Origin of the sequence: Streptomyces sp. CB02959, assembly GCF_002803155.1 — a bacterium.
Classification (GTDB): Bacteria; Actinomycetota; Actinomycetes; order Streptomycetales; family Streptomycetaceae; genus Streptomyces.
This window is the reverse complement of record NZ_NNBP01000007.1, coordinates 42,410-64,633: the sequence shown is the minus strand read 5'-3', so window position 1 is coordinate 64,633 and position 22,224 is coordinate 42,410. Positions and strand designations below refer to the sequence as shown.

Here is a 22,224-nt window from a genome sequence, read left to right as displayed (position 1 = left end):
AGTTGGAGTGGACGTCCACGCGTCGGGGAAACCGACGGTCGGTCATGAAACATCGAGGCTAAAATGACCACACGTGCAGATTCGATCAACTTATCTGCAGTTGCACTGACTTGACGGTTGATCAAGGAGGGCATCGCGCGTGTACCTACGTGTGCCGTTCGAGAACGGTGAGTCGTTCGTCGTGGGACTGCCCGAGTGGAATCGCCACGAGGGCGACGAGTGAGTCGGCCGGCGGGCAGGCCGAGCAGCCTGGCCTGGGAGCGCGGGACCGCACGCGTACTTGACGGGGAGCGTCCGGTCGGGGTCGCCTTCCTGATCTCCGGTCGGTCCCTGCTCACCTGCTCGCATGTCGTCTCCACCCTCGCGGGCCTCCCGGACGACCAGCCGCTGCCCGCCGGCTTCCCCGTGACTGTCGACTTCCCGCTGCTGCCCGGCCGTCCCGTGGCGACGGCCACGGTGCACTTCAGCGTGCCGGTCGCCGCCGACAACAGCGGTGACGTCGCCGTGCTGCGGTTGGGCGATCAGCCGCCGGCGGACGCGGTTCCGTTGCGGATCGTGGAATCGGACGACCTTGCCGGGCACCGCTGGCGGGCGTTCGGCTTCCCGAGGTATCCGGGGCCGGGCGGCAGCAAGGACGCCGGGATCTGGACCCGCGGCACCATCGAGGGCCGCGAGGGAACCGGCTGGTGGCAGCTGACCTGCGACGAACGGGCGGGTTTCCCGCTGGCCGGCGGCTTCAGCGGGGCACCCGTGTGGGACGAGCAGTACGAGGGTGTGGTCGGTGTCGTCGTCGCCGTCGAAGGGGACCAGCGGCGCCGGACCGGCTACGCGCTGACCGTGGAGTCGCTCGCTCGTGAATGGCCGCAGTTGCGCTCGCGGCTGCTCGCCGACAGTCCCTTTCGCGAGCTGTGGCCGTTCACCGAGCACGACAGTGCGGTGTTCCACGGGCGTGCCCACGAAACACGCCGGCTGCTCGAACTCCTCGCGGAGCAACACGTCCCGGTACTCCCGGTGTTGGGCGCCTCGGGTGTCGGCAAGTCCTCGCTGACCGGCGCCGGCCTGCTGGCACATGTCGACCACGGCACCTACCTGATCGCTCGTCTGCCCCACGGGCTGCGACTGACCGCGCAGGAGCTGCTCGCCTGGGCGCTGGCATCCGCGGGCGACGGCGACACGCGGAAGGCCGACTGGCACGACCGCTGGTCCGCCCTGGCCCGCCGGCTGGGGGACGAACACGGGTTGCGCACCGCGCTTGAGCAGACCTTGGCCCGGCACGAAGGGCGTTCCAGGCTCCTGCTCGTGGTCGACCAGTTCGAGACCCTGCTTGCGGACGCGCCGGAGACCGCCCGCAGGCTGGACACCATGCTGGGCGCCCTGACGATGCGCCGAACCGACGGCAGCCGGCCGGCCCAGGCGGTGGTGGTCGCCCGGATCGACTTCCTGCCGCAGATCGAGCGGCTCCCGGTCCTGCGCGCTGCCTGGGAGGCGACCCACGTCGTGGTGCCGCCGATGACCCGGGATCAGCTGCGCGAGGCCATCACCCGCCCGCTGGAGGGGCACGTGGGCGTCCGCTTCGCCGACGGTCTGGTCGAGCGACTGCTGCAGGACACCCCGCACGGTGCGGCCGCACTGCCCATGTTGGAGTACGCCCTGAGCCAGCTGTGGGCGCGGCAGGACCGCGGCGTGCTCACCGCCACCGCCTACCAGGAGCTCGGCGGGGTCGAGGGAGCGCTGGTCGGCAACGCGGAACGCACCCTGTGGGAGTGGGCGGACGACTCCGAGCACGCGGCGCTGGAGCGGATCTTCATCCAGCTGGTCCGGCCCGCCGAGCGCCTGGACGCCGGGGAACGCGGCCCCGACACGCGCCGTGTTGCCGACCGTACGCAGTTCTCCGAGCACGACTGGTCGTTGATCCACCGGCTGGCCAGCACCCGGTTGGTCGTCGTGACCCACCGCCCGACGGGACTGGACACGGCCGAACTCGCGCACCAGGCACTGGTGGAGAGCTGGCCGCGGCTCCAGGACTGGGTCGAGCGCAACCGCGAATTCCGCAGCTGGCAGGAGGCGCTCCGGCACACCCTGCGGGCCTGGCAGGAACAGGGCCGACCAGCCGAACTCACCCTCGACCGGCGCCGGATCGACGACGCGGAGCGATGGCTCGGCGAGCGGGCGGCCGAGATCTCCGCCGAGGAAGCCGAATTCGTCGACGCCAGCGTCCAGGCCCAACACCGCCGCACCCGCCGACGCCGCCTCGTCCTGGCCGGCTTCGCCCTCCTGACCACCCTCGTCGTCATCGTGTCCGTCCTCGCCTCGCTCAACGCCCGCACCGGAAATCAGCAGCGCGAGCTGGCCGCCGCCCAGCAACTGACCGCCCGAAGCCAACTCCAGGCCACCACCGACCCCGCCCAGGCCGCCCGCCTCGCCCTGGCCGCACAACGCATCCACCCGACCGCCGACACCCGCGTCCGACTCCTGGCCACCCTCGCGTCACCCCTGCGCGCCACCCTCACCGGCCACAGCCGCTCGGTGCAGTCCGTGGCGTTCAGCCCGGAGGGAAACACCCTGGCCAGCGGCAGTGAGGACAGCACAGCGCGGCTGTGGGACGTCCGGGCCCGCCGCTCACTGGCCACCTTCACCGGCAGCAGCCCGTCGGTGCGATCGGTGGCCTTCAGCCCGGACGGCGCGACCCTGGCCGGCAGCAGCGGTGACCGCGGCGCGGTGCGCCTGTGGGACATTCGGACCCACCGGCCCCTGGCCACCCTCACCGGTTCGTCGAGCCCCGTGGTCTTCAGCCCGGACGGCAACACCGTTGCCACCGGCGGCAGTTCGGGGACGGTCCGACTGTGGGACATGCGAACCCACCGTCTGCTGGCCACCCTCACCGGCCACACCGCATCCTCGGCGCTGTCGGTGGCCTTCAGTCCGGACGGAAGGACGCTCGCCACCGCCGGCAGCACGGACCGGACGGTGCGGTTGTGGGACGTGCGGACCCACCGGCAGTCGGCCACGCTCACCGGCCACACCGCCCCCGTCGACTCGGTGGCCTTCAGCCCGGACGGAAGCACCCTCGCCACCGGCGCGAGCGACCTTACGGCGCGGCTGTGGGACGTCCGGAGCCACCGTGCGCTGGCCACCCTCACCGGACACACCGGCTCGGTGTGGTCGGTGGCCTTCAGCCCGGACGGGCAGACCCTGGCCACCGGCAGCGACGATCGGACGGTGTGGCTGTGGGACGTGCGGACCCACCGTGCGCTGGTCATGCTCACCGGCCACACCGACTCGGTGCTGTCGGTGGCCTTCAGTCCGGACGGCACGACCCTCGCCACCGGCAGTGCGGACACCACGGTGCGGCTGTGGGACATGCGGGCCAGCCGTCCGCTGGCCACCCTCACCGGCCACAGCCGCTCGGTGCAGTCCGTGGCGTTCAGCCCGGACGGAAAGACGCTCGCCACCGGCAGCGACGACCGGACGGTGCGCCTGTGGGACGTGCGGACGCACCGCCTGCTGGCCACCCTCACCGGCCACACCGACGCGGTCAGCGCGGTCTCCTTCAGCCCTGATGGGAAGACCCTGGCGACCAGTGGTTGGGACGCCACGGTACGGCTGTGGGACGTCCGCACCCACCGTCCGCTGGCCACCCTCACCGGCCACAGCCGCTCGGTGCAGTCCGTGGCGTTCAGTCCGGACGGCGCGACCCTGGCCAGCGGCAGTTACGTCGATCGGACGGTGCGACTGTGGGACGTGCGGACCCACCGTCCGCTGGCCACCCTCAGCAGCTCGCTGGGACGCGCCGACTTCAGCCCGGACGGAAGCATCGTGGCCACCGCCGGCGACAGCTCCGACCGGACGGTGCAGCTGTGGGACGTGCGGACCCACCGTCGGCTGGCCACCCTCACCGGCCACACCGGCATGGTGAGCTCGATGGTCTTCAGTCCGGACGGGAAGACCCTGGCCACCGGGAGTTGGGACGCCACGGTGCGGCTGTGGGACGTCCGCACCCATCATCCGCTGGCCACTCTCACCGGTCACAGCGGTTCGGTGCAGTCGGTGGCCTTCAGCCCGGACGGGCAGACCCTCGCGAGCAGCGGCAGAGACTCTACGGCGCGGCTGTGGGACGTCCGGACCCACCGCGCGCTGGCCACCCTCACCGGCCACACCGGCATCGTGTGGTCGGTGGTCTTCAGCCCGGACGGGCAGACCCTGGCCACCACCGGTGACGACGCCACGGTGCGGCTGTGGGACACCGCCGCGTTCCACGACCCCCGCACCCTCGTCGACCGAGTCTGCGCGATCGCCGGCCGGTCCATGACCCAGCGCGAATGGGAACAGCAGGTACCCGCCGGAGTGCGGTACCGCCGGATCTGCCCGTGACCGGGTGGAGCGGTGCGGACAGCCCCGGGTCCGTCAGCCGCGTCCGGTGAACTGCTGACCCACCCCGAGTCGGCGCAGACCTGCGAGGACCTGCGGGTCCTGGGCGTCCAGCCAGTCGCAGAGCTGCCGGAAGGAGACCAGTCGGACGTCCTTGCGCTTGTCGTCGGCGATGTGCTTGAAGGCCTCTTCGACGGCGTCCATGTAAATGCCGCCGTTCCACTGCTCGAAGTGGTTGCCGATGAAGAACGGCGCGCGGTTGGTCTCGTAGGCCCGGCGGAAGCCGGAGATGTACGCCTCCGCGGCCTGCTTGCGCCAGCCCGGGTAGTTGGCCGGCGGCGCCTTGGTGGAGTTCTTCGACTGGTTGGCCAGGATGTTGTAGTCCATCGAGAGCACCTCGAAGGAGTGGCCGGGGAACGGCATCTGCTGGAGCGGGAAGTTCCACACGCCGTGCTTCTTGTCGGGCCAGATCTGGAGGCCGCCGGGCGAGCTGGCGTCGTACCGCCAGCCGCGCTTGCGTGCCGTGGGCAGCAGGTTGTCCTGGCCGAGCAGGCACGGCGTGCGGCCGCCGACCAGTTCCTTGCTGTAGTCGAAGGGCAGCGGGTCGAGGTCGGTGAAGCCGGTGTTGGTCCGCCACTTGGTGACGAAGGACATCGCCTGCTCGATCTCGTCGTCCCACTGGGCCGGGGTCCAGTGCGCGACCGAGCCATGACCGGTGCCGCAGAAGTGGCCGTTGAAGTGGCTGCCGATCTCGTGGCCCTCCAGCCACGCCGCGCGCACGTTCTTCAGCGTCGCCCTGATGTGGTCGTCGCTGAGGTAGCCGATGTCGGAGGCGCCCACGCGGTTGTTCGGCGGGCGGTACATGCGCTTCTTCGATTCGGGCAGCAGGTACAGCCCGGAGAGGAAGAACGTCATCGAGGCGTTGTGGTCCTCGGCGAGCTTGCGGAACCGCGGGAAGAGGCCGTTGCCCACCTCGCCCGCGCCGTCCCAGGAGAAGACGACGAACTGCGGCGGCTTCTGGCCCGGCTCCAGCTTCTCCGGCGCGGGCGGCTGGTGGGGCTGCTTCCCGGTGAACTCGGTCGAGCCGTCTCCGATCGGCTTGCCCCTTCCGACCTGGGTTCCGACCGTGTCGGAGGCCCCCGCCCCGGACAACGAGCAGCCGGTCACGGAGAGCGCGGCAGCCGCTCCCAGGCCCAGCCCGACTATGTGCCGGCGGCTGATTTCACGCATGACGGTCCCCATCGCATTCGTTCGTAGTTCTGGTGTGAGGGGCGCCCCGGGAAGTGGGAAGCTCCGAAAGATGGGGAGGCGGACACTTGATGTTCCGCTTCGGCCCCGGGAAGGGAATTCGCAACGGAGGGTCGACGGAGGGTTACGCTCCGAATCTCCTTGGAATGCCCGTGCGTGACGTCGAAGTCCGAGTCGGAGTCGGAGTCCGAGTCGACGTCACCGTTGCAGTCGCCGTCGCCGTCGACTACGGCATGCGTCCGCCAAGTCGTGGGGCGTCACGCCGTCCCCCGCCCCGCGGGCGGCGGGCGCGGAGGCGACAAGCGGGCTTGCGCCGCGTGCGCTCCTGCCGTGGTCCGCTACCGGCGACCGGCACTTCCTCGGTGCCGGCCGCCGACGATCTCGCCTCTTCGTCCTTCGCGGTCTTCCCGGCGCAACCGTCGAGGTCCGTCTTCCGCATGTCGTGCTCCCCCGATCGATGGGCGGACAGGAAACCGAGGGCCGCAGCGGCCCTCGACCAACGCCCTTGGACACCCATGACTCTGCTGGAGATCACTAGCGCACCGATAACGCCTCACTAACAGCGGTTGGCGTGCGAGGCCGTGCCCGACGGTTCGCGCGTTTCCGTGGCAGCGGTGGCCGGGCAGCGGTCACCGTAAGGCCGTGCCCTTCCCCGAGCGAAACGGAGCCGAATGGGTGACGATGAAGGTGTCCTCACTTGATCGTGTTGTTCCATGAGAAAGGTGGGCGGCATGTCATCCCCCTCCGATTCCTCGGGCAACGGCCCGGCACACTCCCAGGAGACCGCTCCGGGAGGCGAAGTCCTCGGCGCCATGGCGAACCTCGGCTGGCAGGCCCTGATCACCCTCGGCCTGGCATCGATCGCACTGGGCGTGGTCGTCCTGGCGTGGCCGGGCAAGACGCTCCACGTCGTCGGGGTGGTCTTCGCCATCTACCTGGTGGTCAGCGGTGTCTTCCAGCTAGCCGCGGCCTTCGGCACGCAGGTTCCCGGACATCTGCGGGCACTGCACTTCATCGCGGGTGCGGTCTTCGTGCTGCTCGGGCTCGTCTGCTTCCGGGGCCCCCTGCAGTCGACCCTGCTGCTCGCCCTCTGGATCGGCTTCGGCTGGTTGATGCGGGGCATCATGATCACGGCGGCCGCGGGTTCGTCGCCGGGCATGCCCACACGTGGTTGGCAGCTGTTCCTGGGAATCATCACCCTGCTCGCCGGCATCGTGCTGATCGTCTCGCCGTTCGGCTCGATCGCGGCACTCACGCTGGTAGCGGGCATCATGGCCATCATCCTGGGTGCCGTGGAGGTGTTCCACGCGATCCAGCTGCGCATCCAGGTCGGTCGGCTCACCCAGGGCACCGCCCCCAAGCAGCGGCGGTCCCTGTTCCATGCACACCCCCACCCGCAGCACTGACCCTCCGCACCAACTGTCTGTACCGACAACTCGTGGCGGGAAACCCCGGGTTACGCCCTGAGCGGCCTGCTGGACGGCGACGTCCGGCAGGCCGCTCGGCCGTACCCGACGAGTTGGTGGAACCCTCGATCCGCGCCTGACCGGCACGGTCCTGCCGGTCGACGGCGGACATCTGGCACAGTGACCTCACCACTACGCACAAGCACCTCGAAGCGGACCCCACCCGGCTCCCTGGCGCACCCGCACAGCAGGTCGCCGCACTCAGCAGAGGACACCACATGCCGCAGCCCTTAACGCTCGCCGACGACCTCCGCAACGCCATCCGGATCTTCCCCGACTTCCCCCAACCAGGCATTCAGTTCAAGGACTTCACACCCGTCTTCGCACAGCCCCGGCTGGTGCGCCGGATAGCCGAGCACATCGGCGCGGCCTTCGACGGCGAGTTCGACCGGGTACTCGCCGTCGAAGCCCGCGGGTTCATCCTCGGCACCACCCTGGCGGCCGTCGCGGACCGCCCCCTGGCACTCGCCAGGAAGAAGGGCAAGCTGCCCGGTCCCGTTTTCCGCACCGAGTACCGCCTGGCATACGGCACCGCCACCCTCGAACTCCAGCAGGACACCCTGACGCCGGGTGAACGGGTCCTAGTGGTCGACGACGTTCTCGCCAGCGGCGGCACCCTCGCCGCGGCGGCCGCGCTCATCGCCGAGAGCCGGGCCGAGATCGCCGGGTACGGCGTCGTCACGACCATCGACGGGCTCGGGGGCACGGACCGCCTCGCCCCCGCGCGGGTGTTCTCCGTCATCCCCGAACAGCAAGGCTGAACGAGCTCGAACTCCGTCGGTCGGCTGCCCCGCGCACTCCGCGGGGCAGCCGGCCGTCACCGCCGCCCGACGTCGTCAGGGCACTGCCTGGCGCACCGCCACCAGCTCGGCCCAGGCCGTCCGCACTTCGTCGATGGCCTGAAGGTGCCCGCCGTCCTTCGCACAGCGCCCGGCCCGTTCCAGCAGCCGTGCGGTCTCCTTCGGCGCCACCGCGACCCGTACGCGGGCCAGCGCGGTCAGTGCGAACGCCAGCGCCGTTCCGCCGAACGGCTCGGCCAGTTCGACCGAGGCCAGCGCCAGCCGCTCGGCGTCCGCCTGTTCACCGCGCAGCAGATGGAGTTCCGCCAGGTTGGCGCGCTCGAAGGCGGTGGCCGTGGGACGGCCCGCCTGTTCGGCCAGGGCCAGCGCGCGACGCCCGTACGCCAGCGCGTCCCCGTGCCGCCCCGCGCGGCGCTCGGTCTCGCGCAGGACGGACAGTACGGTGGCCAGCAGTGCCCGGTCTCCGGACTCCTCGGCCGGTGCCAGTGCCGATTCGGCGGGGCCCGCCGCCTCGTCGGCGAGGCCGGACAGGCCCAGGCAGACGGTCTGCTGCGCGAGCGAACGGGCCAGCAGCACCGGATGGTCGGCCCCCCGCGCGGCCTCCGCGCAGTGTTCCGCCGCCCGCGCGGCCGCCAGGCCCTCCTCGTAGCGGCCGCGGTAGGACAGGACCGCCGAGCGGGCCATGTGATGTGCGGCCCGGATGTCGTCGGAGGCGCCGGCGCCGGGCGGATGGGCGTCCAGGACCGCCAGCGCCTCGCCGCCGCCGCGGCCGCGCCCGAGCACCTCCGCCAGTCGGGCGGCGGCGAGGGTACAGGCATCGCGCAACCCTTGGCGTTCGTAGGAGTGCAGTGCCTCGCGCACCACGGTGACGGCTTCTTCGTACCGTCCCGACCGGTCCAGATGCAGCGCCCAGTCCAGCCGTACCCGCGCCGCGTCCGCCTCGGGCCGCAGCGTCGGGCCGCCGTGGGGCCGGGGGTTCGCGGCCAGTGCGCGCCGTAGGTCGGCTCGTCGGCGTGCCAGCCGTTCGCGGGCCGGTTCGGCCCAGGGGGCGTAGCGGTCCTCGGGGAGGAGTTCGCCGGTCAACGCCTCCAGGGCATGGGCCAGTTCGCGGCGGCCGCCGGTGTGCAGGGCGCGCCGGGCGAGGGCTTCGGCCTCGTCGGTGTCCACGCGTACCGTGTCGGGTACCAGTCGCAGCAGGTCGCCGTCGGCGGTCAGGTACGCGGAGGAGCCGCGCGGCGGCAGTTCGGGCTCCAGCGTGTGCCGGGCGGTGTGCAGTGCCACGCGGAGACTGCCCAGGGCGGCGCGGAGTTCGGCGTGCGGCCAGCACACGGCCATGATCTGCTCGCGGTGCAGCGCATGATCCGGGGTGAGGGCCAGCAGCTTGACCAGCGTTCGGGCGCCGGGCCGGGACCAGCGCGCCGCGAGCGGGGCCCCGGCCTCGCGGACCAGCCCGAAGCCGCCGAGCAGGCGAATGCGCAGCAGTGGGGGATTCATGAGCCGGACACTCTAACCGCTTCCGAACCTGGCCGGCAGGGACGGGAGTTACACCGGCGTTACTGGCCGGATCTGATCGGTGGCCTGGGCACGTCGCCCAGGGTGCGCCTGCGGGAACGCGTCAACATCGGCCGACCCGCCGAGAGGTCGGGTGGCGTGCGTTGACGGGGTGACGAGGGGTTGCTGAGGATGAGCGCGTGCACAGCGCCCGGCCAGGCAGCGTCGCCCCCACCAACCGTCCTTGAGGAGGAAGCGTGAAGCGCTCCCCTGCCCTTGTCGTGTCCGTTCTCGCCCTGGTCTCCGGTACGGCCGTGGCCGCCAACGCGGCCGGCACGCTGCACAGCGGCCCGGCCGCCGCTCCCCCACGGCACGCGTTGTCCGCGGATGCGGCCTGGTGCGCGCAGCAGGGCGGCAAGGCGGAGACCCGCGTCCCCTATTACACCGGCACCGGCGAGAAGATCACCCCGCTGGGCGGTGCGCGCGACATGTGCCTCTTCACCGCAGGCGACGGCAGCCAGATCATGATCGCCGCGGACACGCTGGCCGCGGACAAGCCGACCCTGGCGGCGCTCGCCTACGTCCGCAAGCCCAGCGGCCCGAGCAGCCCCGGCAATCCGTCCATCGCCTACTGCCAGGGCATCAACGGCACCGCCATGTTCGGCAACAAGCCCACGGACGGCGGCGGCTGGGGCCCCAAGAACGAGACCGACCCGTCGAAGGCGATCTCCGCCTGCATGTTCGCCGACGGCTCGGTGATCGACGCCTGGGGGCTGAAGTACCACGAGGGCGGGGTGATCCGCGGCGCCGATCTGACGAAGAAGTTCCGCGCCGCCATCCCGGGCGCCTGACGGCGAGCCGAGCCGCACCGGGCGACGGCGGCGCGGGAGTGGCGTACCGGGCGGGCTCGCTCGCAGGGCCCGCCCGGACCCGCCAAACAGGCGGAATACCACGGGCGGCACTCCGCCCCGCCGGATGAGATCCGGCCGGGCGGAGTGCGCCGACCGCGGGCGGTTCAGTGGCCCAGCGCCCTCAACACCGCTTGGGCCATGGCGTGTTCACCGGTGGCGTTGGGGTGCAGCGGCGCGGCCGGTGAGGTCGGTACGAGCCCCTCGATCCAGGGGGACGCGGAACAGCTGTCGTGGTCCTTGGTCGGTCCGAGGGTGTCGACGTACGCGGCGCCCGCCGCGGTGGCGGCCCTGGCCACCTTGTCGTTGAGCTCGCCGATGACGGAGCGCAGGAAGCGGAGGTCGCCGGTCGTGACGGGCATCTTGCCGAAGCACTTCTTCGGGTCGTCGGGGAGCACCGAAGGGTAGCCGACGACCACCACCTTGGCCTTGGGGGCCTTGGCGGACAGTTTGCGGAGGCCGTCGGTCAGCCGCGCCGTCCCCGCGTCGAGCCGCCTGCCGAGCGTGTCGCCGTAGAAGTTCCGGCAGGGCGCGCCGAAGGGATCGGTCACGGCCAGGGCCGTGCAGGCGACCACGACGTCCACGAAGCCGACGTCGGAGGTGCCGAGGTCGTTGCCGCCGAGGGTGAGGGTGACCAGGGACGTGTCGGGCGTGACGGCGTCGAGTTGGGGGCCGTTGACGACGATCCCGGCGTCGGTCTGGGGCGTGGTGAGCGCGCTCACCTTGGCGCCGGCGCAGGTCTTGTCCACGTACGAGGACGGGGCGAGCGCGGCGGCGACGAGGTGGCCGTAGTTGCGGTCGGACCGCAGGCACAGTCCGGCGGATTGCCGGGGGACGCCCGCCCCGGCGGCGTAGGAGTCCCCGAGGGCCACGTACTTCCCGGTCCCGGCCGGGGCCGGGGCGTGCGCGGCGGCGGGGGTGGTGGCCATCGTGAGGGCGGACGCGAGGAGCGCCGCGCCGGTCAGTACGGACGCGCACCTCCCGGTGCCTGTGATGCGCACGGCGTCGGCGGTCCCGGCAGTGCTTGCGGTGCGGGTTGTCGCGGCTCTGGGCACGGTTCCTCCTGGGGCGGCAGGACGAGGGAAGACGGTTCGATACCGGCCGGTAACGTCCTCGTATCGTGGCGTTCGGGCACCACACGGGCCATGTGCCGACGCACAACACCTCACCTGCCCCTGTTGTCCCGGCGCACAATTCGCCCGCGCCGCCACCGGCCCTTTGTAACCTGCGGGTATGAGCCGCACGCCCCAGGCACCTGCCGAAATCGCCCCCATAGCGGCTTCGTTGCTGACCCGCAGCGAGGAACTGGGCACCCGGATGGCCCGTCGTATCCGCGCCCAGGTGACGTACTACCGAGGTGACGAGCACGTCCCCTTCGAGGAGTTGGCCGCATCGTACCGACGCAACTGCGAGCAGGTGCTCCGGCAGCTGGTCGACGGACGCGGCGGGGACATGGCACCGGCGCAGGAGACCGGCCGCGAACGAGCGCGCCGGGGAACCCCGTTGGCCGAGCTGCTGCACGCCTACCGCGTCGGGTCCGAGGTCCTGTGGTCCGCAATCGCCGCCGAAGCCCGTTCCGCCCAGGGCCTCACCACCGAAACGATCATGTCTCTGGCCGCCTGGTGGGTGAACGGAGGTCTCGCGGCGGCGGCCAGCGATGCGTACCGCGAGGAGGTCTCCGAACTCGTGCTGCAACGCGAGCGGGAACGGTCGGCCCTGGTCGAGGCGCTGTTCACCGGCCTGCTCACCGACCGTACGACGCTCTGGGAAGCCGGCGACGTCCTGGGCCTGCCGACCGGCGGACCCTATGTCGTGGTCGCCGCCGAGGTCCCCGGCCCCGGCCGGGAGGCGCTGCCCGGCATCGAGGCACGCCTCCATGCCGAAGGACTGCGGTCGGCCTGGCGCCTCCTGCCGGACCTGCACGTCGGCGTGGTCGCCGTCCAGCATCCGGAATCCGACGAGGCGGTGCTGCGCGTCCTGGAGCGCTCGCTCGCCGTCCGGGTGGGCGTCAGCCCCGCATACCACGACCTACGGGAGACCCCCAGGGCCCTCCGGCTCGCGCGGCTGGCGCTCACCGGTGCACGCGGTCGCCCCACGGGCATCGCGCGCTTCGACAACAGCCCGGCCGCCCTGCTGGTGGCGGCGGCTCCGGACGAGGCGGGGCGGATCGCCCGCGCCGTCCTCGACGGGGTACTGCGACTGCCGGCCGGCGAGCGGGACCGCCTGCTGGAGACCCTGGAGTGCTGGTTCGCCGCGGCCGGCTCGGCGGCCGCGGCGGCGCGGCTCCTGTACTGCCACCGCAACACCGTCCGCTACCGGCTGCACAGACTGGAGGAGTTGACGGGGCGCTCGCTGCGCGATCCCCGGGCGGTCGCCGACCTCGCGGTCTCCTTGCATGCGCTGCGACTGACGCCCGGCGAGTAGGACGTCACCGCCCCCTCCCCCACAGGCGGTGGTGCGTACGGATGCGGGGGATCACGTCCGACGGCGAGTGGCGCGCAGTGCGATCCGCGGCGCCAACAGCGTCTCGGGGCGACGGTTGAGCGAGAGCACCGCGAAGAACGCTTCGGACACCACCGGGTCGGTATTGGCCGCAGCCACCACCCGGGCCATGTAGTCCTGCTGCATCCTGCCGAACGTGCCTGGCTTCGGACCGTCCGTGCCCGGATACCGGGAATCCTCTCCCGTCGCGATCGCCCAGGCTGCCTGTGGGCACTTCGCCACGGCCTTCTGCATCTCCCGCGCCCGGGCGGCGATCTCCACCGGCTCGCGCACCGCGATCTGCTCGGCGAGCACCTGGGCCTGCAGCGCCGCAACCGTCATGCCGTGCCCGTAGACCGGGTTGAACCGGCACAGCGCGTCCCCGATCACGAGGAACCCACGCGGCCACCGCTTCGCGCGCTCGAAGTGTGTCCACTCGTTCGCCGTCGCCCGGAAGGCCACCGCGTCCGTCAACGGCTCGGCGTCCGTGAGCGCCTCCGACAGCTCATCGGAACGCAGTGACGAGGCGAAGGCCAGCCAGTCCTTCTCCTCGACCGGCGGCTGGTGTTCGCCCTGCCCGATGAGCGTGACCAACCACCGCCCGCCCTCGATCGGCACGATCACCCCGCCGCGCGGCACGTCCGGGTTGCCCTGCACGTACATCGCCTTCCAGCGGCCCTCGGCGGCCGGGCGGCGGTAGTACCGGGAGGAGTAGCCGAGATGCGCGTCGAACCGGTCCGTGGCCGGCGTCGGGTAGCCGAGCCGCTGCAGCCAGTCAGCGGCGCGGGAGCTGCGGCCGGTGGCGACCACCACCAGCCCCGCGTCCACCGTGATCTCCCGCCCGTCCCTGCCCCGCTCGCGCAGCCGTACGCCCCGCACCGCCCTGTCGCCCTGCCCCGCAACGAGTCCGGTCATCTCGTGCCGGGCCAGGAACGTGATCGTGGACCGTTCGGCGATCCTGCGGCGCAGAGTCGACTCCAGCACCTCGCGCGAGGCGGAGAGGAAGTGCGTTCCCGGCACGCCGGTGAACCACTGTGCGGGCGAGAGCCAACGCATCTGCTCCGGAGCCTCGATGACGACCGCTCCGGCCCCTTCGAGGTCCGTGACGACGCCCGGCAGCAGCGCGTCCAACGCCGCCAGACCGCGCGACCACAGCACGTGCACATGCCGCGACTGCGGAACCCCGCCCCGGAACGCGGCCGCCCCCTCGGCGAATTCGTCCCGCTCGACCACCGTCACGCGCTCGAAACGCCTCGCCAGCACCTCGGCGGCGAGCAGACCGGACACCCCGGCTCCCACCACCACCGCATTCCCCATCGCATCGACCGTCAACGCGCACCCCACCCTCTGTTGATTGCGTTCCGCATCATCCCGCACACCAGGAGTGAGCAACAGGGTGCACCGTCACGAAGCGGTGCCGGCGCCGGGCGACCGTCGATTCGGCATTGCCGGATCGATGCCGTAGAGTTCAGCGTGCCGACGCGGGGTGGAGCAGCTCGGTAGCTCGCTGGGCTCATAACCCAGAGGTCGCAGGTTCAAATCCTGTCCCCGCTACTCGAAAGTGAAGGCCCGGTTTCCACCGGGCCTTCACTGTGTTTGAGGGCCTTTTCCGGGCCCGCCCCGCGGCCCCTGCCCGGAGCGGCAGCGAAGCGAGGGGCGCCCTAGAAGTGCTTCGCCCCCTCCGCGATGGCCTCGCGGATGCGGTGGTAGGTGCCGCAGCGGCAGACGTTGCGGATCTCGTCCAGGTCGGCCTCGGTGATCTCGTGGCCGGCGGCACGGGCCTGCTTGACCTTGGCGACCGCGGCCATGATCTGGCCGGGCTGGCAGTATCCGCACTGCGCGACGTCGTACTCCAGCCAGGCTTCCTGCATGGGGTGGAGGTCCTTGCCGACGGTGGCGGGCAGTCCCTCGATGGTGGTGATCTCGTCGTCCGGTCGGACGTTCTTCACCGGTACGGAACAGGGGTTGAACGCCTTGCCGTTGATGTGGCTGGTGCATGCCTGGCAGACGCCCAGGCCGCAGCCGTACTTCGGCCCGGTGACGCCCAGGACGTCGCGCAGCACCCACAGCAGCCGCACATCGTCCTCGACGTCCGCCGTGACGGGCTTGCCGTTGAGGATGAAGGTGTGTTCGGGCACGGTTGCTCCTTGCGCTCCTGGTGGGCCACTTCCAACGGGCCGCTTCTAGTAGGCGCGGTCCAGGCCGTCGGTCGGCGATTGCGGGATCGGGGGGACGGCCGGCAGCGGCTCGAAGCCGAGCGGGCCGGAGTGGTTGAGGGGGAACGTCGTCGGCATGGTGCCGGTGGCCGCGCCGTACGCGCAGGCGACCGCGGCCGCGGCGGCGCCGACCGCCAACTCCCCCGCGCCGCCGGGCTCACCGCTGGTCGGCGGCATGACCACGATCTCCAGCTCGGGCGGGGCGTTCCACTGGCGGGTGTAGAAGTAGTTGTCCCAGCTGCCCTCCAGGAACTTCCCGTCCTTGAGGTGCAGACCCGAGGTGAGCGTGATGGCGATGCCGTCCATGATGCCGCCCATCATCTGGGCCTGGAGGCCCTTCGGATTGACGGCCAGGCCGACGTCGACGGCGCAGACGACCTTGGTGACGCGTGGCCCGGTGTAGGCGTCGGGGATGTGCCGTCCCGTGGTCTCCGGGCGGCAGTCGATCTCGGCGAGTACGGCGACGACCCCGTGGTATTCGGGGTGTACGGCGATGCCCTGCGCCACACCGGCCGGCAACTGCCGTCCCCAGTCACCGAGTTCCGCGACCTTGTCCAGTACGGCCCTGGCCCGGTCGCCCTTGACGAGCTGCCGGCGGAAGTGGAGGCGGTCCTTGCCCATCTCGTCCGCGAGCCGGTCGATGATGAGTTCCTGCGCACAGCGGACGTTGGGCGAGTAGATGTTCCGCATGCTGCCGGTGTTGAAGCCCTTGTCGACCTCGTTGAGGAGCTGGGTGGTAAGGCCGAGGTCGTAGGGCGACTGCTGGGTGAGCGTGAACATGGTCTCGGAGAAGGTGAGGTCGCCGACCGGCAGCTTGGCGGCCGACGCGGTGATGATCTCTCCCAGGCCGTGGCCGAAGTCGGTGGACACGGAGGTGTGCCGCTGTTCGTAGGTGAGCACCTTGCCCAGGGCGTACGTCGCCCGTACGCGCGAGGTGGCCATCGGATGCGTACGCCCCTGCCGGAACTCATCGGTGCGGTGCCACATGAGCTTGACCGGCTTGCCCATCGCCTTGGAGATCTCGGCGGCTTCGAGTGCGGCATCGGAGAAGAGCTTGCGGCCGAACGAGCCGCCGCCTTCGGTGACATGCACCGTGACCGCACCCGGCAGCAGGCCCAGCTTCGCCGCGATGGCCTCCTGGGCGACGATCGGTGACTTCAGCGCCGCCCAGATCTCGGCCCGGCCCGGCCGCACGTCGGCCACCGCGCAGTTGGGCTCCAGCGCACTGTTGCTGGCGAAGTGGAAGGTGAAGGAGCCTTCGACGGTCTTGGCCAGCGGGCCCAACTTCGGTACGACCAGGGGGATTTCGGCCGCCTTCAACTCCCGCAGGACGGTGTCGTCGGACGCCCGCTCCGCCGTCCCCGGGCCCCAGTCCACCTTGAGCGCGCGCACCGCGTCGATGCACTGCCCGAAGGTCCGGGCGCGTACCGCCACGCCGGTCGAGATGGTCGCGACGTCGGTGACGCCCGGCATCGCCCGTACCGCCGCGAGGTTCTCCACGGACCGCACCGTGCCGTTGATCGTGGGCGGCCGGCACACCATGGCCGGCGAGGCGCCCGGCACATGCAGGTCCATCGCGAACTGCTTGCGGCCCGTCACGCTCGCCAGGGCGTCGACGCGGTTGCGCGCGGTGCCGATGACCGTGAAGTCGGAGCGCGGTTTGAGGTCGGCGGCCACCCGTACCGTCGTCCGGCTCGCGGCCTTCTCCGCGAGCGAACCGTAGGTCGCGGTGCGGCCGTTCGGGGCGGTGATCACACCGGCCTTGCTGGTCAGCGTGGTTATCTCGGCGCCGAGAAGTTCTGCCGCGGCCTCCAGGAGGCGCTTCCTGGCGATCGCGGCGGCGACGCGGATCGGCGTGTAGGTGGAGATGGTGGTGTTGGAACCGCCGGTGAGCTGGTTGAAGAGCAGCTCCGGGCGGGCGTCCGCGAGGGTGACGCGGACCTTCTCCAGCGGCAGGTCCAGTTCCTCCGCGATCAGCATCGCGGTGGAGGTGGTGATGCCCTGGCCCACCTCGGCGCGCGGCAGTGCGAACGAGGCCGTGCCGTCGGCGTTCACGTGGATGGTGATGAGCGCGGCCGTCGGCAGCGCCGCGGCGGTGAGCATGTCGTTGAGGTCGAACAGCTCGGTCAGTTCGGGGAGCGAGCCGGCCGCGGCGTGCGCCGGAGTGGGGCCGACCGCCGCTTCGCCCAGTTGCGCGGCGACCGCCAGGGTCGGCGCCGCCAGGATGTAGCCGAGAAACCTCCGGCGGCCGACGCCGGCCTGGGCGCCCTGCTCGTCCGAGGGGTCCTGGGTGCCTGGGGCAGCGACCTCGGCGTGCTCCTGTGCCAGACGATCGTGAACGTCCATCATCTGTCCTCTCGCGGAGCATCATTGACCGGCCTACCGGATGGTAGCGAAGGCATGCGCACGACAAAACCGCGGGGCCGCAGGCCGATCTGGAACGCTACGCCGAGCCCGACAAGGGAGGGGAGGACCGCGCCGCGGACCTCCCCTCGCAGAGTGCCCGGGTCGCCGAACGCCGGCGCGCCGAGGCCGAAGTCGCCCACCGCGGGCACTGGGGCCCGCGCAGCTGACAGAACCGGCTGTCAGCCGTCCCCGCTCTCGCCCTCACCCTCGCCGAACAGCAGGCGCAGGGCCACCGCGCGATAGTGGCGGACGTGGCGCAGCGACGCGTCGGCCGCCGCCTCGACGTCCCGGGACGCGATCGCCTCGGTGAGGGCACGGTGCTCCTCGTACAGGGCGCCCGGGTCGTCGATCTGCTGGAAGAGCCAACGCAGGCGCCCCTCAAGGGACTCCAGCGTGGCGGCGAGCAGTTCGTTGCCCGCGAGTTCCACGATCTGGTGGTGGTAGGCGAGGTTGGCCCGGTTGATGCGGTCGGCCCGGCCGGTCGAGGTGGCCCTGTGGGCCGACTCCAGCAGCCGGGCGAGTTGGTCGAGCCCTGCCGGTGAGGCGCGTTCGGCCGCGCGCCGGGTGGCGAGCACCTCCAGGGCCTCGCGCATGTCGAAGAGGTTCTCCACGTCGCGTCGGGACATCTCCTTGACGACGATGCGGCGTGGCGAAAGGGCCTCCAGTACGCCCTCGTTGAGCAGAATGCGGATCGCCTCGCGGACCGGCACGCGGGAGACCCCGAAGCCGTCGGCCAGATCCCGTTCCACCAACCGGTCGCCCGGCTTGAACCGCCCGGTGGCGATCCCGTCGCGTAGCCCTTCCAGGACCTGATCGCGCAACCACATCGGGCTGGTGGGCACGGCGTCCGTCCTCTGCGCCCCCGATTCGGTCCGGTCCACATTCCCTCCAGGTCTGCGGTGCCGCCATGTTGCGGAAGCATCACGGTATACCAAACCCTTGACGCGCCCCTGAGGCGTCCGCATTCTTTGGTATACCAAAACGCGGAGCCGTTGCCTCCGTGTGTGCTGCTCACCCTTCTGACCAGGCGAATCGAGGGCTTGGCATGAGTATGTTCACGGCGCGAAAGGCCGCCACCAGAAGCACCGGACACGATGACTCCCGCCCCACACGGACCCGCTGGGCGATGTTCCTGCTCCTCCTCGGCATCGTGGCCCTCAACTACATCGACCGCGGCTCGGTCTCGGTCGCGCTCCCCCTGATCACCAAGGACCTCGGGCTGTCCAAGGAGACGACCGGCCTGGTCCTCAGTGCGTTCTTCTGGACGTACGCGCTGATGCAGATCCCCGGTGGCTGGCTGATCGACCGCTTCGGCCCACGCGTCATGGTCTCCGCCTCGTGCGTCGGCTGGGGAGCGGCCCAGGCACTGACGGCGGCCGCCACCGGTATGGGCTCGCTGCTCGGCTTCCGGCTGCTGTTGGGCGCGGCCGAGTCACCGGTGATGCCGGCCGGCGGCAAGCTCAACGCGCAGTGGCTGCCTGCCCGGGAGCGCGGCCGGGGCGCGGTACTGCTCGACGGCGGCGCCCCGCTCGGCGCCGCCATCGGCGGCATCACGATCTCCACGCTGATTGCCTGGACCGGGAGTTGGCGGATCAGCTTCCTCGTCGTGGGCGCCGCCACCGTCGCGGTCGGCCTGTACGCCGCCCACTTCATCCGCAACCGCCCCGCCGACCACCCCCGCGTCAACCGCGCCGAGGCCGAGTACGTCGAGCAGGCGCACGCCGAGGAGGACACCACCGCCCCCACCGACCGGCGCACCGGACTGCTGCCGTACCTGCGCCATCGCTCGTTCTGGGCCATGTGCCTGGGCTGGATGGGCTTCAACGGCGTCTTCTACGGACTGCTCACCTGGGGCCCGCTGTACCTCTCGGAGAGCAAGGGCTTCAAGATCCAGACCATTGGCTGGTCCACGCTGGTGATCTTCGGGGCGGGGTTCGTCGGAGAACTCTGCGGTGGCTGGCTCTCGGACCGCTGGCAGGCACGCGGCGGACGGGTCAACACCGTGATGCGCACCCTGATGGGCATCGCCGGATGCGCCGTCGTCGCCGGGATCCTCGGCGTCGTCCTGGTCCCGGACGCGATGACCGCGGTCGCACTGCTCTCCGTGGTGCTGTTCTTCCTGCGCTGGGCCGGCCTCTACTGGTCGCTGCCCTCGATCCTCGCCGGACGGGCCAACGCCGGTGTGGTCGGCGGCGCGATGAACCTCGCCGGGAACATCGCCGGGATCGTCACACCCATCGTGGTCGGCTTCATCGTCGGCGGCACCGGCTCCTACACCTGGGCGCTGCTCTACTTCGTCGGCGCCGGAGTGCTGTTCACGGCCGCCTCCCTGCTCATCGACTACAGCAGGCGACTCGCCGTCTGACACCGAGACCCGGACTCCGAGCCACCGACTCCGAGCCACCGGCACACCGGCACGGAAACCCCGCCGCGCAGACACCGGCACACCGACACACAGACACCGACACCGACACCGACACACAGACAAGCGCCGGAGACACGGAGAACACCCCAGACATGTACCGCATCGGAATGCTCACCCCGTCCTCCAACACCTGCCTCGAACCGGTCACCGCCGCACTGCTGCACGGCAGCGGACTGGCGAGCGCCCACTTCGCCAGGGTCCCGGTCACCCGGATCGCCCTGGACGACGGTTCCGTCGCCCAGTTCGACGCCGAGCCGATGCTCGCCGCCGCGCGGCTGCTCCGCGACGCCGAGGCCGACGTGATCGCCTGGAACGGCACTTCGGGATCCTGGCTCGGCCCCGACCGCGACCGGGCCCTGTGCGCCGCCATCACCGCCGAGACCGGCATCCCCGCCACGACATCCACGCTCGCGCTGCTCGACGCGTGCGCCGCGTACGGGGTGACCCGGCTCGGCCTGGCCCTGCCCTACACCAAGGACGTGGCCGACCGCATCGCCGCCACCTACACCGCCGAAGGTGTGGAATGCCTGGTCGCCGAGCCGCTCGGCATCGACGACAACGCATCCTTCGCCCGCGTCCCACCGGAGCGGGTCGCGCGGCAGATCAAGGCGGCCGCCCAGGACACCCACGCGGTGGCCGTCGTGTGCACCAACGTCCACGGCGCCCACCTCGCCGCGGGCCTCGAAGAAGCCCTCCACCTCCCGGTCCTCGACAGTGTCACCGCGACGCTGTGGAAGACCCTGGACCTGGTCGGTGCCGCGCCCGCCCTGCCCGGTTGGGGCACCCTGCTGCGCACCGGCAGCCTGCGGGCCCGGCTGCAGGAGGCCGTGCGCGAGCTGCTCGCCGCGACCGGTGCGGACCGCACCACACTGCGCCTCGACGTGCCGGAACACGGGCTGCACGTCGACCTCACCGCGGCCGAGGCGCTGCGCCCCGGCGTACGGCCCATCCGTCGCGACGCCTCGCTCGACCAGCGGCGACTCAACACCGTCGAGTGGTTGGAACGGCACCGGACCCCGCTCGTCCAGCCGCACTTCCAGGCGGCCCCGCACCCCCCGCAGGCACTCGTCGACGGGTACGGCGTGCATGCCCAGCTGCTCGGCCCGGTCGTCCGGGGAGAGGCCATGACCGGCTGGTTGTCGGTCCACAGCCTCCACGAGCGCGCGTGGACCGACGGCGACCGGACCGCGCTCGCAGCGGCCACCGCCCGGGTCCACAGCGCCCTGGACACCTCCTCCTGACCTCCCTCCCATCTGCTCTTCGCTCGTCAACGCCCGCTCCCCGCTCGGCGGCGGGGGCTCATCGCGCTACCGAAAGGTCCACCCCATGACCAAGGACATCAAGATCTGCCTCGGCGTCGACGTCGACGCCGTGGCCGGCTGGCTCGGCTCGTACGGCGGTGCGGACTCCCCGAACGACATCCAGCGCGGCGTCTTCGCCGGCGAGGTCGGCATCCCGCGCATGCTCACCCTCTTCAAGCGCTACGGGATCCGCACCAGTTGGTTCATCCCGGGCCACTCGATAGAGACGTTCCCGCAGCAGACCCGGATGATCGTCGAGGCCGGCCACGAGGTCGGCGCGCACGGCTACTCGCACGAGAACCCCATCGCGATGACGCCGCGTCAGGAGGAGGACGTCCTGGCCAAGTGCGTCGAGCTGATCGAGGAGTACACCGGCCGCCGCCCGCGCGGCTACGTGGCGCCGTGGTGGGAGATGTCCCCCCACACCGCGGAGCTGCTGCACAAGTACGGCTTCTCCTACGACCACAGTCAGAACTACCGGGACTTCACGCCCTTCTACGCCCGGGTCGGCGACAGCTGGACGAAGATCGACTACTCGCGGGACGCCAAGGACTGGATGAAGCCGCTCGTCCACGGCAGCGAGGTCGACCTGGTGGAGTTCTGCGGCAACTGGTACGTGGACGACCTCCCTCCGATGATGTTCAACAAGCACGCCCACAACAGCCACGGCTTCGTCAGCCCGCGCGAGCTGGAGCAGACCTGGCGCGACCAGTTCGACTGGGTGCACCGCGAACTCGACTACGCCGTCCTCCCCGTCACCCTCCACCCCGACGTCAGTGGGCGCCCCCAGGTCCTGCTGATGCTGGAGCGCTTCATCGAGTACGTCGGCGCCCACGACGGCGTCACCTTCTGCACACTTGAGGACGCCGCCGACGACTTCCGCCGCCGCTTCCCGTTCGCCGGCACGGAACGCCCGGCCGATATGCGCTGAGCCCCGATGCTCGGGCCCGGCGCCGCCGACGCGCCGGGCCGGAGCCCCCTCCACCCGAACGGCACCGCACTTGGCTTCGGGCCGACCGGACGACAGGCAGTACCCACGCGCCGGCGACGTCACGCACCACGGTTGAATGCTGTTCACCTCGTGGATGACGAGGAACGCGTGCGGGCAGGCCGC

At 71.2% G+C, this 22,224-nt stretch carries 15 protein-coding genes and 1 tRNA gene; 9 read left to right on the top strand and 7 right to left on the bottom strand.

Annotated features, from left to right (window positions below; translation table 11 throughout):
• The first annotated feature begins 219 nt into the window (after nt 1–219).
• Nucleotides 220–4,371, top strand: a complete 4,152-nt coding sequence (locus tag CG747_RS13495; RefSeq protein ID WP_180985517.1) for a trypsin-like peptidase domain-containing protein — start codon at nt 220–222, stop codon at nt 4,369–4,371.
• A 33-nt stretch (nt 4,372–4,404) separates the two neighbouring features.
• Here CG747_RS13495 and CG747_RS13490 read toward each other — a convergent pair whose 3' ends face one another.
• Complete coding sequence (locus tag CG747_RS13490) at nt 4,405–5,598, bottom strand: hypothetical protein (RefSeq protein WP_100602158.1); 1,194 nt, start codon at nt 5,596–5,598, stop codon at nt 4,405–4,407.
• A 749-nt stretch (nt 5,599–6,347) separates the two neighbouring features.
• Here CG747_RS13490 and CG747_RS13485 point away from each other — a divergent pair.
• Nucleotides 6,348–7,022, top strand: coding sequence for an HdeD family acid-resistance protein (locus tag CG747_RS13485; RefSeq protein ID WP_100601959.1), 675 nt, complete (start codon nt 6,348–6,350; stop codon nt 7,020–7,022).
• Nucleotides 7,023–7,300: 278 nt separating this feature from the next.
• Nucleotides 7,301–7,843 carry an adenine phosphoribosyltransferase gene (locus tag CG747_RS13480; RefSeq protein WP_100601958.1) on the top strand — a complete coding sequence of 181 codons (543 nt, stop codon included), beginning with the start codon at nt 7,301–7,303 and terminating at the stop codon, nt 7,841–7,843.
• 75 nt (nt 7,844–7,918) lie between these two features.
• On the opposite strand, the gene CG747_RS13475 is transcribed toward CG747_RS13480, so the two are convergent.
• The gene (locus CG747_RS13475) at nt 7,919–9,376 is read right to left on the bottom strand and encodes a hypothetical protein (protein WP_100601957.1); all 1,458 of its coding nucleotides are present in this window, start codon (nt 9,374–9,376) and stop codon (nt 7,919–7,921) included.
• 254 nt (nt 9,377–9,630) lie between these two features.
• Here CG747_RS13475 and CG747_RS13470 point away from each other — a divergent pair, with 254 nt between their 5' ends.
• Entirely contained in the window at nt 9,631–10,224 is a 594-nt protein-coding gene (locus CG747_RS13470; RefSeq protein ID WP_100601956.1) for a hypothetical protein, read from the top strand.
• A gap of 164 nt (nt 10,225–10,388) precedes the next feature.
• Here the strand turns inward: CG747_RS13470 and CG747_RS13465 are convergent, their stop codons facing one another.
• Entirely contained in the window at nt 10,389–11,336 is a 948-nt protein-coding gene (locus CG747_RS13465; RefSeq protein ID WP_100601955.1) for an SGNH/GDSL hydrolase family protein, read from the bottom strand.
• A gap of 178 nt (nt 11,337–11,514) precedes the next feature.
• Here CG747_RS13465 and CG747_RS13460 point away from each other — a divergent pair, with 178 nt between their 5' ends.
• Nucleotides 11,515–12,705: a CdaR family transcriptional regulator gene (locus tag CG747_RS13460; protein ID WP_180985516.1), complete on the top strand. Its 1,191-nt coding sequence runs from the start codon at nt 11,515–11,517 to the stop codon at nt 12,703–12,705.
• Between the two features lie 51 nt (nt 12,706–12,756).
• Here the strand turns inward: CG747_RS13460 and CG747_RS13455 are convergent, their stop codons facing one another.
• Nucleotides 12,757–14,079 carry an NAD(P)/FAD-dependent oxidoreductase gene (locus CG747_RS13455; RefSeq protein WP_257980393.1) on the bottom strand — a complete coding sequence of 441 codons (1,323 nt, stop codon included), beginning with the start codon at nt 14,077–14,079 and terminating at the stop codon, nt 12,757–12,759.
• A gap of 163 nt (nt 14,080–14,242) precedes the next feature.
• On the opposite strand from CG747_RS13455, the gene CG747_RS13450 reads away from it, so the two are divergent.
• A tRNA-Met gene (locus tag CG747_RS13450) sits at nt 14,243–14,316 on the top strand.
• A gap of 107 nt (nt 14,317–14,423) precedes the next feature.
• On the opposite strand, the gene CG747_RS13445 is transcribed toward CG747_RS13450, so the two are convergent.
• From CG747_RS13445 to CG747_RS13435, 3 genes are all read right to left on the bottom strand, one after another.
• Nucleotides 14,424–14,900, bottom strand: coding sequence for a (2Fe-2S)-binding protein (locus CG747_RS13445; protein WP_100601953.1), 477 nt, complete (start codon nt 14,898–14,900; stop codon nt 14,424–14,426).
• A gap of 45 nt (nt 14,901–14,945) precedes the next feature.
• A complete protein-coding gene (locus tag CG747_RS13440; RefSeq protein WP_100601952.1) occupies nt 14,946–17,327 on the bottom strand; it encodes a molybdopterin cofactor-binding domain-containing protein in 2,382 nt (793 codons plus the stop codon).
• Between the two features lie 236 nt (nt 17,328–17,563).
• Nucleotides 17,564–18,226 (bottom strand): GntR family transcriptional regulator, encoded by a 663-nt coding sequence (locus CG747_RS13435; protein WP_257980392.1) that lies wholly within the window; start codon nt 18,224–18,226, stop codon nt 17,564–17,566.
• A gap of 203 nt (nt 18,227–18,429) precedes the next feature.
• Here CG747_RS13435 and CG747_RS13430 point away from each other — a divergent pair, with 203 nt between their 5' ends.
• The 3 genes from CG747_RS13430 to CG747_RS13420 all read left to right on the top strand — a co-directional run bounded on the left by CG747_RS13430 (nt 18,430) and on the right by CG747_RS13420 (nt 22,041).
• Nucleotides 18,430–19,749, top strand: coding sequence for an MFS transporter (locus tag CG747_RS13430; RefSeq protein WP_100601951.1), 1,320 nt, complete (start codon nt 18,430–18,432; stop codon nt 19,747–19,749).
• A gap of 152 nt (nt 19,750–19,901) precedes the next feature.
• Nucleotides 19,902–21,050: a GAF domain-containing protein gene (locus tag CG747_RS13425; RefSeq protein ID WP_100601950.1), complete on the top strand. Its 1,149-nt coding sequence runs from the start codon at nt 19,902–19,904 to the stop codon at nt 21,048–21,050.
• 85 nt (nt 21,051–21,135) lie between these two features.
• On the top strand, nt 21,136–22,041 hold the full coding sequence (locus CG747_RS13420; RefSeq protein ID WP_100601949.1) for a polysaccharide deacetylase: 906 nt from the start codon (nt 21,136–21,138) through the stop codon (nt 22,039–22,041).
• The last annotated feature ends 183 nt before the right edge of the window (nt 22,042–22,224 follow it).

Coding starts and splice junctions, on each gene's coding strand:
- CG747_RS13490 (WP_100602158.1), bottom strand. CDS start 5,598: ATGCGTGAAATCAGCCGCCGGCACATAGTCGGGCTGGGCCTGGGAGCG.
- CG747_RS13485 (WP_100601959.1), top strand. CDS start 6,348: ATGTCATCCCCCTCCGATTCCTCGGGCAACGGCCCGGCACACTCCCAG.
- CG747_RS13480 (WP_100601958.1), top strand. CDS start 7,301: ATGCCGCAGCCCTTAACGCTCGCCGACGACCTCCGCAACGCCATCCGG.
- CG747_RS13475 (WP_100601957.1), bottom strand. CDS start 9,376: ATGAATCCCCCACTGCTGCGCATTCGCCTGCTCGGCGGCTTCGGGCTG.
- CG747_RS13460 (WP_180985516.1), top strand. CDS start 11,515: ATGAGCCGCACGCCCCAGGCACCTGCCGAAATCGCCCCCATAGCGGCT.
- CG747_RS13455 (WP_257980393.1), bottom strand. CDS start 14,079: ATGGGGAATGCGGTGGTGGTGGGAGCCGGGGTGTCCGGTCTGCTCGCC.
- CG747_RS13440 (WP_100601952.1), bottom strand. CDS start 17,327: ATGATGGACGTTCACGATCGTCTGGCACAGGAGCACGCCGAGGTCGCT.
- CG747_RS13430 (WP_100601951.1), top strand. CDS start 18,430: ATGAGTATGTTCACGGCGCGAAAGGCCGCCACCAGAAGCACCGGACAC.
- CG747_RS13425 (WP_100601950.1), top strand. CDS start 19,902: ATGTACCGCATCGGAATGCTCACCCCGTCCTCCAACACCTGCCTCGAA.
- CG747_RS13420 (WP_100601949.1), top strand. CDS start 21,136: ATGACCAAGGACATCAAGATCTGCCTCGGCGTCGACGTCGACGCCGTG.